The organism is Arthrobacter sp. HY1533, assembly GCF_027568515.1.
In the GTDB taxonomy this organism is placed as follows: domain Bacteria; phylum Actinomycetota; class Actinomycetes; order Actinomycetales; family Micrococcaceae; genus Specibacter.
The window spans coordinates 135257-151981 of the sequence record NZ_JANKZF010000005.1; the positions used below are offsets into that span (position 1 = coordinate 135257).

Sequence of the window (16725 nt, forward strand, 5' to 3'; positions counted from 1 at the left end):
GACTATACATGCGAGTAGTCTCCTATCCATGAGTACAGCCCAAGAGGACCTGACGGGCCGGGCACGTCTGCGTGACGCCGCCATCGAGTGCTTCGCGGCCGGCGGCTTCGACGAGTCCCTGCGGGCCATTGCGGCCCGTGCGGGCGTCAGTGCCGGCCTTGTCCGCCACCACTTCGGCTCCAAGGAGCAACTGCGGGCCGAATGCGACGCGACCGTGCTGGAGCGCTACCGCCGCCTCAAGGTGGACAGCCTGAACACCTCCCCCGCCCTGCTGTTTTCCCAGCTCCCCTACTCCCGGGACGGCGGCATCTTGATGGTGTACATCCTGCGCAGCGTCCGTGAAGGCGGCGCCGCGGGGCTGGAATTCATGGAGCGCATGGTGGCCGAGGCCCTGGAATTCACGCAGGACGCCGTGGCGCGCGGGATCGTGGTGCCCAGCCGCAACGAGGAAGCCCGTGTCCGTTTCCTGGTCCAGCAGGCCGTGGGCGGGCTTGTGGTCCAGCTGGCCATGCACCCGGGCATCGCCCTGGATGACTTTCAGGCGGTCATGGAACAGTTCTACGCCGGGACCATCCTGCCCACCCTTGAGCTGTACACCGAGGGCCTATTCACGAACAGCAGCTACCTGGACCAATACCTTGCGCTCCTGGCCGCCAACAACCACCCACCCGTGGGTCTCGCGGGACAAACGGCATCACCCTAAGGAAACGCCATGTCTGCACACTCCCTGTCTGCAAACAACCAGGCTGCACCCGCTGCAGCAATCGAGGTCTCCGGACTCCGCAAGAACTTTGGCAAGACCACCGCCCTGGCCGGCCTGGACCTCCGGGTCGAGAGGGGCACGGTGGCGGGATTCCTGGGCCCAAACGGCTCGGGCAAGTCAACCACCATCCGCATCCTGCTGGGGCTCCTGCGCCCCGACGGGGGAAGGGCAAGTCTCCTTGGCGGCGATCCCTGGCGCGACGCCGTCGAACTTCACCGGCGCATTGCCTACGTTCCCGGGGACGTGAGCCTGTGGCCCAACCTCACGGGCGGGCAGGCCATTGACATCCTCGCCAGGCTGCGCGGCGGCGTGGACACCGCCAAGCGCAACAGCCTGCTGGAACGCTTTGAGCTGGATCCGTCCAAGAAGGCACGCAGCTATTCCAAGGGCAACCGTCAGAAGGTGGCGCTCGTGGCCGGGCTGGCCTCCGATGCCGAACTGCTGATCCTGGACGAGCCCACCTCGGGGCTGGATCCGCTCATGGAGCAGGTCTTCACCGAGTGCATCCGCGAGGTCAAGGCGGAGGGGCGCAGCGTGCTGCTTTCGAGCCACATCTTCGCCGAGGTGGAAAAGCTGTGCGACACCGTCACGATCATCCGCGAGGGGCGGACCGTTGAGGCAGGGCGGCTCGATGACCTGCGGCACCTGCACAGGACCACTGTCTCGGTGGTCCTGGACCGCGACGCGTCGGTGCTGGCCTCCGTGCCCGGCATCAACGACCTCGTGGCCCAGGGCAGCAAGGCCACGTTTACGGTGGGGGCCACCGAGCTGGGCGGGGTGCTTGCGGCGTTGTCGGCCTACGCGCCGCACACGCTCGTCTCGAGCCCGCCGTCGTTGGAGGACCTGTTCCTGCGCCACTACGGCGGCACGGCCGCGAATGAAACTGAAGGGGCTGCCGCGGCCACGCAGATAGCAGGTGCGCGATGAGCACCGCCACGCTGGACACCGGCGGCAGGCATTCCGGCGGGCAGGCCGCCGCCGCTGCGCTGCCGCTCTCCGGAACCATGACCGGCTTCTGGCTGAGCGTGCGCTTCATCCTGCGCCGCAACTGGCTGCGGCTGTTGATCTGGGCGGCCGTGCTGGCCATCATGATTCCCGTTGTCTACGACTCCCAGCAGCAGGCCTTCCCCACGCAGGCCGACCGCGATGCCTATGCCGGCGTGGCCAACACCCCCGCTGTGGCCGCCATGACCGGGCTGCCATACGCGGCCGGGTCCCTGGGCGGCATCTTGGTCATCAAGATCTGGATGACGCTGGCCGTGGCCATTGGCTTCGCCGTGATCTTCCTCGTCACGCGCAACGGCAGGGCGGACGAGGAGGCCGGGCGCACTGAGCTGCTGCGGTCATCCGCGCTGGGCCGGCACGCCTACAGCACAGCCAACTATGTGGTGTCCGGGGCCCTGGGCTTGGTGACGGGCATCCTCATCTCGCTGCTGTGCCTCTCGGTGAACCTTCCCGTGGCGGGCTCGCTGGTCATGGGCGCCTCGATTGCCGGGACGGCGCTGGCCTTTGTGGGCATTGCCGCGGTGTGCGGGCAGTTCAGCTCCACGAGCCGGGGCGCCAACTCCCTGGGCGTGATGGCCATGGCACTGTTTTACTTCATCCGGGCGGGGGCTGACCTGCAGTCCGACGGCGTGGACCCCAGCGCCCTGAGCTGGTTCTCCCCCATTGGCTGGGCGCAAAACATGCGCCCGTTCGGGCAGGACACGTGGTGGCCGCTACTGCCGCTGCTGGCCCTTGGCGTGGGCGGCTGCGCGCTGGCCCTGCGGATGGAAACGGGGCGCGACCTGGGCATGGGGCTGTTGCCGGACCGGGCCGGACCGGCCCGGGCCACGGCGTTTCTCGCCGAGCCTGTGGGCCTGGTGCTGCGGCTGCAGCGCGGCAGCCTGATTGGCTGGTTCGCAGGTGCCGCCGTGGCCGGGGTGTTCTTTGGCGGCGTGGCGCAGGCCATGACAAACGTCCTGGACCCCTCGAATCCCTTTGCCAAGTCGTTCGTGGGCTCCTCGAATTCCATGCTCGACGGCGTCCTGGGCATCTTTGTCCTGTTCAACGGGCTCCTGGCGGGCGCGTTCGCCGTGCAGTGCATGGCCGGGGCCCGCAGCGAAGAGGCCGCCGGGCGGCTGGAGTCGCAGTTGGCCGGTGCCTTGTCCCGCTACAAGTGGCTGGGTGCCCAGGTGCTGGTTGCGGCCGCCGGATCCGGGCTGATGCTGCTGCTGGGCGGCTACCTGACGGGTGTTTCCTCGAACGGTGCGGCAACAGGAGGCGAGCTCGCGGCGGCATCCCTCGCCTACTGGCCGGCGGTGCTGCTCATGGTCGGAGTCATGCTGTGCCTGCACGGCTTCCTGCCGCGGCTGAGCATCTCACTGACGTGGGCCGTGTACGGGATCTCGGTGATGGTGGCCATGTTCGGCGGGTTGTTCTCGCTGTCCGAGAAGGTCATCAAGTCGACACCGTTTGGTGCTGTTCCCCGCATGCCGGCCGACGACTTCGCGTTGACACCCTTGGTGGTCCTGTCCGTGCTGGCGGTGGTCCTGGCGGCGCTGGGCATCTGGCGCTTCCGCAACAGGGACATTGTGGCTGAATGAGGCTGGGCGGGCGGGCTTTGGCTAGGGGTGTTGGCTGCCCTCGAAGGATTGCAGCGTTGCCGACACCTCGTCGAGGTAGTTGTCCACCTCGTCCTCCACGTAGCCGGTGCGGAACTTGGTGAGGGCAAAGCGGGACTGCTCCACGGCGTCGGCCGTCAGCTCTCCCGGCACCCCGGACTCCCAGCTCTCAAGGGACGTGCGGACCTTGTCCAGGTAGGAGTCAACGTCATCCATGACGTAGCCCTCGCGAAACTTCGTGGTGGAAAAATGTGCCTTGGCTATCTCGGAGCTGTGCATTGTGCTTCCTTTGCCGACGGGCCGGACGTCTTTGTCCTGCATATGTAGTTTCACGCCCACCATAATCCGGAATCACCAAAATGTCCCCGAATGTTGCGGTTGGCGCGAAACTACCCCCGGCGTCCTCAAGCACGACGACGGCGGGCGGCTTGCGCTCCCGGCCACCGGCCGCCGTCGTGCTTCCAGGGTGTTCCTAGCCTGCGGCCGCGGCCAGCATGGCCCTGGCGATGGGCCCGGCCGTCACGGCACCTAGGTCGCCGTCCTCGACGAAGACTGCCACGGCTACGTCGCCCTGGGCGGCGATGACCCAGGAATGGGTGCGCGGCGGGTTGTCCGTGCCGTACTCGGCAGTTCCGGTCTTCGCGATGGCCTCGGCGCCGGGCAGGTCACCCAGGATGGTGAGGTATCCGTCCGTGACAACGGCCCGCATCATGGTGCGCAGATCCCCCGCTTCCTTTGCTGTCAGGGCGGCACCCTCGGCCGGCTTGGCCTTGCCTTCGCGGCCGTCGATGAGCACCGGGGCGGCGGCAGAGCCCTTGACCACCGAGGACATCATGGCGGCCATGGCAAGCGGCGATGCCTGCACCTTGCCCTGCCCGATCATGGACGCGGCGTGCTCCGTGCCTGCCGAATCACGGGGGACGTTGCCCATGTAGGCATCCAGCCCGAGGTCGTTTTCCATGCCGATGCCCAGGGCACCCGCGGCGTCGGCCAGCTTGTCCTGGGGCAGCTTTTCAAACTGCGAAACGAAGGCCGTGTTGCAGGAATGGGCAATGGCGGTTGTCAGGGAGATGTCCCCCGTGGCGTCCGCGGCATAGCCCGGGGCGTTGAGGAACTTCTTGCCGTCAACGGTGAATTCCTGGGTGCAGGGAACAGTGGAGCCCGGGTTGAGGCCAGTCCTGAACAGGCCCAGGGACGTGGCGATCTTGAATGTGGACCCAGGGGCGTACTGGCCCAGAAAAGCTGTGTTGTAGCCATTGCTGTCCGGACCATTGGCCGCAGCCAAAATGGCTCCCGTGGACGGGCGCATGACAACCACCGAACTGGGCGACTTCACCCCGGCCAGCGCACCTTCGGCGGAGCTTTGCAGGGCCTGGACGAGCGTGGTCTTGAGGTCCTTGCCATCCGTCGGGTCAACGGCAAACAGGACCTTGGCCGGAGCATTGGGGTCAACGGCGGGTGTTTCGGCAGCGGCAGTGGGCGAGTCCGTGGCGCCACTTGAGGCCGGTGCAGGAATGGCACTGATGGTGACTCCGGGCGTACCGGACAGCTGGGCATCGAATGACTGCTGCAAGCCGCCGGATCCAACAATCTGGCCGGCCACGACCTTGCCTTCGGACTTCTCAATGTCCTCTGCCGTGGCCTCGTGGACTGTGCCAAGGATGGCGGATGCGAAGGTGCGCGACGGTGCCAGGGGGAGGGTGCCATCCGTGACCAGGATGCCCTTGATCCCCTTGATGCGGCTTTGGTCCAGCTCCTTGAAGGCGTCCTCACGCAGGGTGATGGCGTCCACGAAGGCCACCGGCCCGTAGCCCTTGACCTTTGCCACATAGCCAGCCTCATCGATGCCCAGTGCCGCTGCCAGTTCCTTGGCTGATGCCTCCGCCTGGGCGTCGCTCAACCCTTCCTTGTTCAGGCCCACAATGTGCACCGGGCGGTCCTTCACAATGGCCTGGCCATCTGCTGAGAGGATGCCTGCACGCTGGCCGTAGGTGGTGCTGATCTTGAGCCGCTCACCGGCCGCCAACTTCGGCTGAACCATTTCCGGGGTCCACGCAATGGTCCAGGAATCTCCGCTGCGGGTCATGTCGGCACCCGTGGAATACGTCCACGCCTTCTCGACGTTGGGAATTTTCCATGAGTAGTTCAGGGACACCCGTGCGGAGTTTTCCTGGACCACCACTTCGCCAACGGTGACGGTGGGCCAGAGAGGATCGATGCCCTTTGACAGTTCGGTCAGCTCCTTTTGCACGTCGGCCGACGGCACGTTGAAGGACAGGTCCCCGACCGTGTGCCCCGTCAGGGCCTTGGCAAGGGCGTCCGCTGTGGAGCTGCCGTCGTCGGGGGCGGAACAGGCAGCACCACCCAGGACGAGGCAAAAGGCAAGAAGTAAAACGGCAACGCGACGGATCATGGGATTCCTTACGGTGATTTTGCTTCAGCCTACCCGCGGGTGAATTGGGTGCTGCGGATGCGGGGTGGCCCGGTGTGGTTCCGCGGATCACTATCCGGTGGGGCCTGGCTGCTGGATCCGGGCGTTTCAGGTGCCTGCGGGGCCTGGCTGGCCGGAGGTGTCAGGGGTTTCCGGGACGTCCGGGGCATCCGGGGTGCCGTTCTGTCCGTCTTGCTGGAGGGCTTTGGTGATGTGGTTTTTGAGCCATTTGGGGTAGGCGGGGCGTGGGTGTTCGGTGTTTTGGGGTGGGTGGTAGTTGCCTGAGGGTGAGATCCAGCCGATGCGCCCGTCCGGGCAGGGCTTGGGCGTCCAGCCGGGCAGGCGGATGCCGGTGCGCCAGGGCTCGGCGATCCGGCGGGGTGTCCCGTGCCGGTTTTTGTCGTCCTTGAAGTGCTTGAGCCGGTGGTGCTGGGCGCAGGCCGGGCGCAGATTCCCCGGCGTGGTCTTCCCGCCCTGGGCGAAGGCCTTTACGTGGTCCAGGTCGGTGACCAGGACGGGGTTGGTGCAGTTCGGGAAGTAGCAGCCGCCGGCCATGGCCTGGAGCACGGCTTTCTCGGCGTCGCGCAGTGTGTAGCGTTCCGGTTCCAAAGGCAGCGCTTCGCCGCTGATCGGGTCCGTGAGCACCCGCAGGAACGTGGAGGATCCGGCGAGCAGTTTCCGGGCGATGCCCATCGGCACGGGCCCAGCATTTCGGTCGTCGAGTTCGGCGGGTTCGTCCGTGAGGCCCAGCAAGCCCAGGACCGGGACCGTCACCAGGACCAGGGCTTTGGGCAGTGGCGGATCCGCCAGCACCACGTTGTTGGCCAAGTCGGCCAGTTGTTGCAGGTACTCGGCCTGGGGGTGTTCGAGGATGCCGTCCACGACGCCGTCCACCCAGCCGGACCCGTCCCCGACGACCACCCCGGCCACCGGCACATCCTCCCCGGCATCCCCCTCCTGGTCGGGGGCGGCTTCCCCGGCGGTGTCAGTGCCCTGGCTAGGGCCGCCTGCGGGCAGGATGGTCCCCTCGAGTGGGGTCCCAGCATCAACGGCTGCGCCCTCCGGCACTTGGGGAAGGGTGGGCTGCGGGCTGGCGTCTGGCGGCGGGTCTGGGCGGGCGTGTTGCCAGGGTGGTTCCTCGTCCGTCACGGTGACGCCGAAGGCAGACCTTTGCCCAAACACCACATCCCCGCCGGCCGAGTCGTTGCCGCCCCCACGACCAGTGACGGTGGCGGAGGTGTCCCTTGGCGGGTGCTGCCCGGTCGGGAAGAAGCTGGAACCGGCCCGGGCCCTTGAGCCCGCCTCGTCCGGGCCGGGATGATCGAAAGCCCCGCGCGGACCAAAAGTGACGGGCGAACCGCCCGCGCCGGGGCCCGTGCTGGTGGTGGTGTAGCTGGTGGTGGTGGGTGGTTCCTGGCCCAGGAGCAGGATCGCGGCGACGTCGGCCCGGAGCTGCTCCAGGGTCCGGTATTCCCGCACATCCTCCCCGCTCCCGCCACGGGCGTCGGCGGCGCGTTGGGCTTCGGCGGCGTTGGCCTTGATCGCACGGGCCGTGCGGGTGCAATGGACCATGATCGCGTTCGCCGCGAGCGTGGGCAGGTGCAGGCTCAACCAGCTCATCCCGTCCCGGCCCGGTTCCACACCGATCCGCCGTGACCTGAACGCCTCCGCCGTGCGGGTGCCCAGGGACGCCGGGAACAAGGATTCCCGGGCCCGGCAGGCCTTGGCAGCAAACACCCCCGCCGTGGTCCCCACCGCCAAACGCAGCAACCGCGCCTCAAAATCCTTCACGTCATTCTCGGTGACAGAGGGGGTTTCGGCCAGGGTCTCCAGCTCGGCCAGGACCGTGCACACATGCCGCCAGGAGATCGCCCCGGAGACCAGTGCTTCCCGGGTGACGGGCCGGTGTTGCAGCGCCACAGCCCGGTGTCCCAGGGCGGCGGCGGTGCGTTCGGCAATGCCCAGCACCAACGCGATTTCCGCCACGCACCCGGATTCCGCGTTCGCCCGCTGCCCCCGGTCCAAGTTGTACGCCACGGCCTCCACCGACGCCGCGCCCAACACCCGATCCACCAGGGCCGCCTTGCACGCGGCCACCTTGTCTTCCAGGCCCTTGATCACCGACAAGGCCCGCACCCCGTCGGCCACCACGGACCGGGCCACCGACGCCTGCGAGGCCGGTTCCGGATCAGGGGCCGGATGCACCATGAACTCCGGCAACCCCGCCAAGGCCACATTGTCAGTGCCAAAGGGTTCAATGGAAGGAAGAGTGATCCCGGCCAGCAGTGCCGCCACATCCTGTGCAGCGCCACCGCCCCGGTCCCCGGGGACAACCACCGGAATACTCATACCCCCACACTACGCCCATCGTAATGCAATCGCAATAGTATCTAGAAATAATGTTCTAACAACATATTCGGCCAACACTCCCGGGTCCTGGGTCTCGACAAGCTCGACCACCGGGCACAGGCTCGACCACCGGGCGGCGGGTCCGGGTCTCGACAGGCTCGACCACCGAGCTCCCCACCAGCTCGACCACCCGCCTCAAGGGCAGGCCGGCGGGGCCCGCTTAACGCAAGTGCCGCCGTCGTCCATCAGGACAACGGCGGCACCCAGCCCGGCAGCTACCCCATGTGCACGTCGATGGTCCCCGGGGCGTCCGGGTTAAATACCAGCCTGCGGTTGGCAATCTTGTCGGTGAAGAAGCGGTCGTGGCTGACCACCAGCACGGCGCCCGGGAAGTGGATGAGCGCGCGCTCCATGACCTGGGTGCTGTTGAGGTCCAGGTGGTTGGTGGGTTCATCGAGCACCAGCACCGATGCCCCGGACAGCAGGCACTGTGCCATGGCAACGCGGGCCCGCTGGCCACCGGACAATGCACCGATGCGCTGCTTGAGGTCGGCCTCGGAGAACTGGAACATGGCCAGGAAGCGGTTGACCGACTTCTTCGTGGCGGTCAAGGCCAGGCTGTCAGGCATGGCGTTGACGGCGTGGGTGACAGTGTCCTCGGGGTCCAGTTCGTCCAGGACCTGGTTGTAGGAGACGAGCCCGCCGCCCTTGGCCCAGGTGACGTGACCGGAATCGGCAGGCTCCTCGCCTGTCAGGGCGCGCAGCAGGGTGGACTTTCCCGAGCCGTTGGAACCGAGCACCACAATGCGGTTGCCGCGGCGGATCTCAAAGCTGAGATCGCTGAACAGGGTCCGCTCACCATAGGACTTGCTGAGCGATTCCACCCGGCACAGCACATCCTTGACGTGCAGCCCGCCGTAAATTTCGGTGATGATCTTGTCCACGGGCCGCGGTGCACGGGACTTCTTGATCTTGGACAGCTTTGAGTCCAGCCCCTTGGAGGCAGCCTTGGCGGCCTCGCGCCGGTCAGAGATTCCCTCCGCCTCAAAAGCCAGCAGCTCGGATTCATGCACAAACTGGCTCTCAAGCGTCTTGAGCCGGAACTGCTTGGCCACCACATATTCGGCAAAGTTTCCGGGATATTCGTGCAGGTGGAAGTTCTCCAGCTCGATGATGCGCGTGACCACGGAGTCCAGGAACTTCCTGTCGTGCGAGACGATGATGGCCGCGCCCTTGAAGTTCTTGAACCAGCCTTCGAGCCATTCGACGCCGGCCACGTCAAGGTAGTTGGTGGGCTCATCGAGCAGCAGGACGTCGGGGGCTTCGAGCAGGATCTTGGCCAGGGCAGCGCGGTTCCGCCAGCCGCCGGAGAGGTCATCGATGGGGCACACGCGGTGGGCCTCGTTGAAGCCGAGGGTGGTCAGGACCTTGTCGATCGAGCGCTGGTAGTCCCAGCCGTCCAGCCGGTCCATGTCTGCAAAAAGCTCCGACTGGCGGTGGATCAGCTTGTCCATCTCGGCCTCGCCCGGATCTGCTCCGAGGGCTGCGTCAATCCCCGCCAGTTCGGCCTCGATCTCCAGCACGTGGGCAAAGACTTCCTCGAGGACCTCGAGGATTGTCTGGGCGCCGTCGAGCTCGGAGAACTGCGAGAAGTAGCCGATCTTGGTGCCCAGTTCCACGCTGACTGTGCCGGTGTCCGGCTCGATCTGGTCCATCACGAGTTTCAGGAGCGTTGACTTTCCGGAACCGTTGCGCCCAATCAGGCCCACCCGGTCGCCCGCCTCCAGCTTGAAGAACGCCTCGCGCAGCACCTGGACCTTGTCAAAGCGCACGGAAACATCGTTGAGGCGGATCAAGCTCATGGGTGTGGTCCTTCAGATTGCGGGGAGGGCACGGAGAACACCCAAACCAAGTTTACCGGCCGGTGCGGGCGCAGGCGGTGGCGCGGATCGTGGGAAGCGCCACTGGCGCCGTCCGGCCCGGGGTGCCAGTGTTGAGCCATGGGAACCATGGTTGATTTTGCGGCGGCGGGTCAGGCGTTTCAGGGGTACCGGGCGGAACCGGTGGGTGCTGCGCGGGGTGCGGTGATCGTGATCCATGAGATCTGGGGGCTGAACGCGCACACCAGGGACATTGCCGACCGCTTTGCGCTGGAGGGCTATCTGGCCGTGGCCCCGGACCTCCTGGGGCTGGCCGGGCTGGACGCAGTGCTGCTGGCGGAACTGGGCGAGCGGCGTGCCGACCCGGCAGCCATGGCTGAGGTCCAGCCGCTGATCCGGGCGGCCACGGCACCCATGAACTCCCCCGAAATTGCTGCACGGACCAGGGCCGGCGTTGCGGAAGTCTTTGAGCACCTCAATTCGACGCCGGAGGGCGCGGGCCGGACGGCCGTGGTGGGGTTTTGCTTTGGCGGAACATACTCCTTCGCCCTGGCCGTGGAGGAGCCGCGGCTCGCGGCGGCCGTCCCCTTCTACGGCCATGCCGCCTATTCGGCGGCCGAGCTTGCCGCCATTGCGTGCCCGTTGCTGGCGTTCTATGGGGAAGACGATGCCCGGCTCGTAGATGACCTGCCGGACCTCACCGTCCGCATGCAGGAGGCAGGGGTCGACTTCCGGTCCACCGTCTTCCCCGGCGCAGGCCACGCCTTCTTCAACGACAGCAACCCGTTGATGTATCGCGCGGAACCTTCACGGATCGCATGGCAGAAGACGCTGGATTTCCTGGCGCAGGAGCTTTCGCCGAAGTAGGCGTGTGTCAGCCGGCCATGTGGGCAATCTGGATCAGGTTCCCGCAGGTGTCGTCGAAGACCGCTGTGGTCACCGGCCCCATATTCATGGGCTGCTGGGTGAACCGGACACCGAGTCCGCTCAGCCGTTCGTACTCGGCCTGGACGTCGTCCACGGCGAACTGGGTGAACGGGATGCCGTCGGCCACGAGCGCATCCTTGAACGGGTTCACGGCCGGATGGCCGCTGGGCTCCAGCAGCAGGCGCGTGCCGTCGGGGTCCTGGGCGGAGGCCACCGTCAGCCACCTGTCGGCACCCACGGGGACGTCGTCCTTCTTCACGAACCCCAGCTTTTCGGTGTAGAACTCCAGCGCCTTCGCCTGGTCGTCAACGAACACGCTTGTAAGGTGGATTCTCATCGCGGTCTCCTTGTGTTTTCTGTTCCGGCAGTGCCGGCCTTGTTGAGCCACCGCTCCACGATGGGTTCAAGCGGCTTGGTGTTGATGTGGTGGAACTTGTACCTGCCCTCGCGCCTGGTTTCAACAAGTCCGGCGGCCTCAAGCACGTCCAGGTGCTGCGAGACTGCCTGGCGCGAGGACGAGAGCCCGTGGATCATGAGCAGGCGCCCGCAGATTTCAAAAAGGGTCTGCCCGTCCCGCTCCGCCAGCTCGTCCAGGATGATCCTCCGGGTGGGATCGGCCAGGGCCTTGAATACGTCCGCCACACGCCCACAATAGGCAAGTAACTGCTTGCATGTCAATGGCTGAACGCCTCCAAGCGGTACGGTGGGTGCATGCTGTGCGGCGCCAACAAATGGCGGCCCGACAATTGGATGGATGGGTCGAACATGAATGAGGTCATTGGCAGCATCCTCCCCCTCAGCATGGGCGTGGCACTGAGCCCGTTCCCCATCATCCTCATTGTGCTGCTGCTGGGCTCGGCTCGACCGCGGGCGAACGGCATGGCTTTCCTGGCCGGCTGGGTTGCCGGCCTGGCGGCAATTGTCGCGCTCCTGACGTTCGCACTTGATGCCCTCGCAGGCTCCGGCAGCGAGCCCGGCCCCATTGCCGGCGTCCTGCGGATCCTCTTCGGGGCGGCGCTGCTTGCCATGGCCGGGCGAAAGTTCGCCAAGCGCTTTGGCACGGGCGACGCCGGACCCCTCCCCCGCTGGATGGCCTCCGCCGGCGCCTACTCACCCCGGCAAAGCGTTCTCATGGGACTGGCCCTGTCCGGGGCGAATCCCAAGAACCTGGCCCTCACGGCGGCGGCAGGCGTTGCCATCGGAGAAGCGGAGCTGGCCACTTCAGCCGAAATCTGGGCCATGGCCGCATACCTTCTCCTGGCCTCGGCCACGGTGGTCATCCCGCTTGCCGGCTACGTCATTGCCCCGCGGAAAATGTCGGTTCCGCTGGTCGCCGTCATGGATTGGCTCCAGGGGAACCACTCGATCATGACCGGTCTGCTGCTGGTGGTCTTCGGCTTCATCCTGTTGGGCAACGGAATCGCCAGCTTCTAGGCAAGAGCAATTCCGCGCAATTCCAATCCGCCGGGGGCCGCGGCTCCGAAGCACTGGAAAACCCATTGAAGCGGCAGGCTTTGCCGTTCGCCAAAACGGCACGGCCGCTGCCCGGAATGACAAGGATGCAGTCGGATGAACCAGGAATTCGGATGGATAACAGGGCTTTGGCCCTTCGATGTCAATGTGGACAGGGTGCGACAGGGCGGGGCCGCCAAGCCGCACTGTGGCACTGGCCGCGGGCCCGTGCCACCGGCCGCGGGCCCGTGCCACCGGCCGCGGGCCGGTGCTGGCCCGCGGCGGGAAGTAGAATCCGGATTCTGGGCTGTCATCAAAGCCCGCTATGGACAGGCCGCGGGGCAACCGGAGGTTGCGATCATGGGCGGCGCGCATAACGCCCCGGGCAGCACTGAACTCCGCGGCGGGTCGCCGCGGAGTTCAGTATTTTTTGGCGCCGATCAGCCGTTCGGGCGGTTGGGAAGGTACTGCACAGCCCACTTGTTGCCGTCCGGGTCGGCGAAGTACACAAAGTGCCCCCACTCTTGGATGTCGACGTCACTGACGTCGACCCCATTGGCCGCCAGCTGGTCATGGGCGGCCTGAATGTCCGAGACAACCATCTGCAGGTTTGGCGCAGTGCCCGGCGCGGCATCCGTCAGGCCTTCGCCAATGCAGATCGAACAGGCCGATCCCGGCGGGGTGAGCTGCACGAAGCGGATGCCGCCGCCTGGCCGCTCATCGTAGTCGGCGTTGAAGCCAACCTTGTTCACGTAAAAATCCTTGGCCCGATCAACATCCGAAACAGGCACAAACACGAGTTCCAATTTCCAGTCCATGGGAGTAGACGCTACGCCCGCAGCCCCGGATGCAAAAGGGTGCCGGCACAAGTTGCCCTGGCCCGTGACAGCAATTGATAGCTTTAGCCTATATATAGCCCAATTTGTGATTATTGTTCCGAATGTCTTGGCTTTGTAGGCTCGAAGGACAGGGCACGCGGGCGCAAGCGCCCAAAATTTTCCGGGGGCTCGTTCTCCGGGCACGAAAGCAGGCACGCATGACCACGGGCAAAGCGGCTAACCAAGGCACCGAAGGCGGCGCTGCCGCAGGGACGCTCGATCCGCGGGTTCGGCCTGGCGCCGCCAAGGCACCGGCGGCCGGGCGTGCTTCCGGAAACCCCCGCCGCACACCGTCGCGGGCCCGGGAACTGTTCGACGCCGTCGGCCCCGTCTACTTCCCGTTGGCCTTCATCAGCCGCCTTCCCTTTGCCATGACCGTGGTGGGCCTGCTGACCTTCACTGCGAGCGTCCGTGGATCCATCGCCGAGGCGGGCCTCATTTCCGCCATGGCCGGCGTGGGCACGGCAACAGTGGGGCCTGTGGTGGGCTCACTCGCCGACAAGTACGGCCAGCGCGTGGTCCTGCTGGTCTTCTCGGCGGTCAATGTGGCCGCCCTGTTTGCCTTCCTGGCCTTGGCGTACTCCGGCGCCCCGCTGTGGGCCCTTGCCGCCGTCGGCTTCCTGGTGGGTGCCAGCGCCCCTCAGGTCGCGGCCTTCTCACGGAGCAGGCTGGTCTCCATCATCACCAAGAACACCTCGGGCACCCATCGCCTGCGCATGCTTTCGCTGGTCATGAGCCACGAATCCGTGGCCGACGAAACAGCATTTGTGTTGGGGCCGGTTGCCGTGGGCCTGGCCGCGACGGCACTTGGCGCCGGCGCCCCGCTGGCAGTGGCCGCCGCCATTGCTGCCGTGTTTGTGGTCTGGTTTGCCCTCCACCCCACCGGCAGCGCCGAGACCGGCCCTGCCATCCCCGGCGCAGCGTCGGCAGGGGACGCGCCCGGCAGGTTCCGGCTGCCGCTCATGGTGCTGCCCATGGGAATGTTCCTTGTGGGCGCCTTCTTTGGCTCCACGCTCACGGCGCTGACGGTGTTCATGAAGGACCAGGGCCACGAGCTTTCCACCGGAATCGTGTACGGCGGCATGAGCATTGGATCCGTTGTCACGGCCATCCTGATCATCTTCGCCCCCGCAAAGTTCCCGCTGCATGCCCGCTGGATGATCTTTGCCTCGATCACCGCAGCCGCCGCAGGCTCGCTCATGCTGGCCGGCACGGTGGCCACCATGGCGCTGGGCCTGGCCGCTGCCGGCGCCGGAGTCGGCGTCACCATTGTGACGCTGTTCAGCATTGCCAACGAGCGCACGCCCCGCGGCCGCACCACCACCGTCATGACCATGATGGCCAGCTCGCTCGTGGTGGGCCAGGCCCTGTTTACGGCCCTGGGCGGGGTTGTCTCCGAGCAGTCTGGTTCCACCACCGGCTTCGCCATTGCCGCCGGAACTGCACTGGCCCTTGCCTTGCTCAGCCTGGCGAGCCGCCGCATGGGCCGGGCCGGCGCCTAAATCTTGCCCAGCTCGGCCGCTTCTTCGCGGATGAGCTTGCGGAGCATCTTCAACTGGGGCCTGACGTCGCTGGCACGCCACTGCATCTCCAGTTTCACAGTGGCCTCCTCCTGAAGCGGAAGGGTGCTCAGGTCCTCTGACATGTGCCCCACCATGGATGCCGGCACCAGCGAGAAGGCGCGGGACTCCGAGAGCAGGTAGCGCCGGGAGCCCACAATCCGCGGCGGGCTGACCAGGATCATCGGATTCAGGCCGCGGTCGGTGCAGACCTTGAGCAGGTAGTCGTAGTAGGTGGGGTTCTGCTCCCTGGGCCACAACAGCAGCGGAAGGTCATCCAGGTCCTTCAGGTCGATGCGCGTCCGGGCCGCGAGCGGGTGGCTGCGGCTCAGCGCCACAAACACCTGCTCCTGGACAATGACCTCCTTCCGGAAGCCCTCCAGGTCGTCCAGGAACCTGCCCAGGCCTATGTCGCCGTGCTCGCTGTCGAGGGTGGCTGACACCTCGCCCGTGTCCACGGCCGCCTCCTGGATGTGGACCTGCGGCAGCTCCTGCTCTGCGCGGCTGAGCACAGCGGGCAGCAGCTGGTTGATGACGCTTGGGGACGCAACCACCACCGCCAGGCGCATCCGGCTGTCCTCATACAGCCTCACCCGGCCCACGAGCCCCTCGGCCTGGGCAATCAGTGCACGGCCCTCCGCTGCCATGACCTCGCCGGCCGGGGTCAGCGACGCCGAGCGTCTCGAACGGTCAAAGAGCGGCAACCCAAGGGCCTTTTCCAGCCGGCCCACCTCCTGGCTGACCGTGGGCTGCGAAATGTGCAAAGCCTCGGCAGCACGGCCGAAGTGCAGGTGTTCTGCCACGGCAACGAAAATCTCCACTTGGCGCAAAGTGAGTCTCATAGACATAAGCTATCAAACATCCAATTATTGTTTCTGGTTTCAACTTGATTGAATAAATAGTGTTGGTGACACAGACCTCAATTGTGGTCACAGCACAGCACAATCAGGAAGTAGTTCCGATGAACTCGAACGCCATTTTTGTTTCCGAAGAAGTTCAGGCCGCCGTCCGCGAGAACCGCCCGGTCGTCGCCCTCGAATCCACCATCTTCACCCACGGCCTTCCCCGCCCGCGCAACCTCGAGGTTGCCCTCGAGGCCGAGGCCAGCCTTCGCGCTGCCGGTGTGGTCCCGGCAACCATCGGCGTGTACAACGGTGTGCCCACCGTTGGCCTGAGCACGGAGCAGATCACCGAGCTGTCCAAGATCGACAACATGGACAAGGTCAGCCTCCGCGACCTGCCCGTGGTCCGCGCCATGGGCGTCCACGGCGGCACCACCGTCGCAGCAACCGCCTTCCTGGCCCACCACGCCGGCGTCAAGGTGTTCTCCACCGGCGGCCTGGGCGGCGTGCACCACGGTGCAGGCGAGACCTTCGACGAGTCCGCTGACATGACCACCCTGGCCCAGGTTCCGATCACCGTCATCAGCGCCGGCGTGAAGTCCATCCTGGACGTTGGCGCCACCCTGGAGCGCTTCGAGACCCTGAACATCCCGGTCATCGGCTACCGCACCAAGAAGTACCCCGGCTTCTACGTCACCGATTCCGGCTTCACCATCAACTACTCGGTTGCCGACACCGACGAGGCCGCCAAGGTCATCAAGGCACGCGACGAGTTCGCCCTGCCCCAGTCGGTCCTGCTGGCCAACCCGGTTGCAGAGGACAAGCAGCTTCCCCCGGAAGAGCTGGAAGACATCCTCAAGCGAGCCTGGGCCGAACTGGACCGCCAGGGCATCGGCGGAAACGCCAGCACCCCGTTCCTGCTGGACTTCATCCAGCGCGACACCAACGGCCGCAGCCTCGAGGTGAACATTGACGTTTACCGCGGCAACGTTGCCCTCGGCGGCCAGCTCGCCACCTCGCTGACCAAGTAATTCAAGAACA

At 66.1% G+C, this 16725-nt stretch carries 15 protein-coding genes; 7 read left to right on the plus strand and 8 right to left on the minus strand.

Going from position 1 to position 16725, the window contains the following annotated elements; all coding sequences use genetic code 11:
* The first annotated feature begins 28 nt into the window (after positions 1-28).
* The 3 genes from PCK14_RS05420 to PCK14_RS05430 are packed head-to-tail and all read left to right on the plus strand — an operon-like array spanning position 29 to position 3348.
* Positions 29-703, plus strand: coding sequence for a TetR/AcrR family transcriptional regulator (locus tag PCK14_RS05420; protein ID WP_269937452.1), 675 nt, complete (start codon positions 29-31; stop codon positions 701-703).
* Positions 704-712: 9 nt separating this feature from the next.
* A complete protein-coding gene (locus PCK14_RS05425) occupies positions 713-1690 on the plus strand; it encodes an ABC transporter ATP-binding protein (protein WP_269937453.1) in 978 nt (325 codons plus the stop codon).
* Positions 1687-3348, plus strand: coding sequence for an ABC transporter permease (locus PCK14_RS05430; RefSeq protein ID WP_269937454.1), 1662 nt, complete (start codon positions 1687-1689; stop codon positions 3346-3348). Before PCK14_RS05425 ends, PCK14_RS05430 begins: the two co-directional genes overlap by 4 nt.
* Positions 3349-3369: 21 nt before the next feature.
* Here PCK14_RS05430 and PCK14_RS05435 read toward each other — a convergent pair whose 3' ends face one another.
* The 4 genes from PCK14_RS05435 to PCK14_RS05450 all read right to left on the minus strand — a co-directional run bounded on the left by PCK14_RS05435 (position 3370) and on the right by PCK14_RS05450 (position 10008).
* The gene (locus PCK14_RS05435) at positions 3370-3645 is read right to left on the minus strand and encodes a DivIVA domain-containing protein (RefSeq protein WP_269937455.1); all 276 of its coding nucleotides are present in this window, start codon (positions 3643-3645) and stop codon (positions 3370-3372) included.
* A gap of 193 nt (positions 3646-3838) precedes the next feature.
* A complete protein-coding gene (locus PCK14_RS05440) occupies positions 3839-5779 on the minus strand; it encodes a penicillin-binding transpeptidase domain-containing protein (protein WP_269937456.1) in 1941 nt (646 codons plus the stop codon).
* A gap of 126 nt (positions 5780-5905) precedes the next feature.
* On the minus strand, positions 5906-8146 hold the full coding sequence (locus PCK14_RS05445; RefSeq protein ID WP_269937457.1) for an HNH endonuclease: 2241 nt from the start codon (positions 8144-8146) through the stop codon (positions 5906-5908).
* Between the two features lie 275 nt (positions 8147-8421).
* Positions 8422-10008: an ABC-F family ATP-binding cassette domain-containing protein gene (locus PCK14_RS05450; protein ID WP_269937458.1), complete on the minus strand. Its 1587-nt coding sequence runs from the start codon at positions 10006-10008 to the stop codon at positions 8422-8424.
* Positions 10009-10146: 138 nt separating this feature from the next.
* Here PCK14_RS05450 and PCK14_RS05455 point away from each other — a divergent pair, with 138 nt between their 5' ends.
* The gene (locus PCK14_RS05455; protein WP_269937459.1) at positions 10147-10893 is read left to right on the plus strand and encodes a dienelactone hydrolase family protein; all 747 of its coding nucleotides are present in this window, start codon (positions 10147-10149) and stop codon (positions 10891-10893) included.
* 7 nt (positions 10894-10900) lie between these two features.
* On the opposite strand, the gene PCK14_RS05460 is transcribed toward PCK14_RS05455, so the two are convergent.
* A complete protein-coding gene (locus tag PCK14_RS05460) occupies positions 10901-11290 on the minus strand; it encodes a VOC family protein (RefSeq protein WP_269937460.1) in 390 nt (129 codons plus the stop codon).
* On the minus strand, positions 11287-11595 hold the full coding sequence (locus PCK14_RS05465; RefSeq protein WP_269937461.1) for an ArsR/SmtB family transcription factor: 309 nt from the start codon (positions 11593-11595) through the stop codon (positions 11287-11289). The genes PCK14_RS05460 and PCK14_RS05465 overlap by 4 nt, the downstream gene beginning before the upstream one ends.
* A gap of 123 nt (positions 11596-11718) precedes the next feature.
* Between PCK14_RS05465 and PCK14_RS05470 the strand changes: the two genes are divergently transcribed.
* The gene (locus PCK14_RS05470; RefSeq protein ID WP_269937462.1) at positions 11719-12387 is read left to right on the plus strand and encodes a GAP family protein; all 669 of its coding nucleotides are present in this window, start codon (positions 11719-11721) and stop codon (positions 12385-12387) included.
* A gap of 458 nt (positions 12388-12845) precedes the next feature.
* Here PCK14_RS05470 and PCK14_RS05475 read toward each other — a convergent pair whose 3' ends face one another.
* Positions 12846-13223: a VOC family protein gene (locus tag PCK14_RS05475; RefSeq protein ID WP_269937463.1), complete on the minus strand. Its 378-nt coding sequence runs from the start codon at positions 13221-13223 to the stop codon at positions 12846-12848.
* Positions 13224-13441: 218 nt separating this feature from the next.
* On the opposite strand from PCK14_RS05475, the gene PCK14_RS05480 reads away from it, so the two are divergent.
* On the plus strand, positions 13442-14785 hold the full coding sequence (locus PCK14_RS05480; protein WP_269937464.1) for an MFS transporter: 1344 nt from the start codon (positions 13442-13444) through the stop codon (positions 14783-14785).
* Here the strand turns inward: PCK14_RS05480 and PCK14_RS05485 are convergent.
* On the minus strand, positions 14782-15684 hold the full coding sequence (locus PCK14_RS05485; RefSeq protein ID WP_269937465.1) for a LysR family transcriptional regulator: 903 nt from the start codon (positions 15682-15684) through the stop codon (positions 14782-14784). The genes PCK14_RS05480 and PCK14_RS05485 overlap by 4 nt on opposite strands.
* Before the next feature lie 119 nt (positions 15685-15803).
* Here PCK14_RS05485 and PCK14_RS05490 point away from each other — a divergent pair, with 119 nt between their 5' ends.
* Positions 15804-16715 carry a pseudouridine-5'-phosphate glycosidase gene (locus PCK14_RS05490; protein WP_269937466.1) on the plus strand — a complete coding sequence of 304 codons (912 nt, stop codon included), beginning with the start codon at positions 15804-15806 and terminating at the stop codon, positions 16713-16715.
* Positions 16716-16725 lie beyond the last annotated feature (10 nt).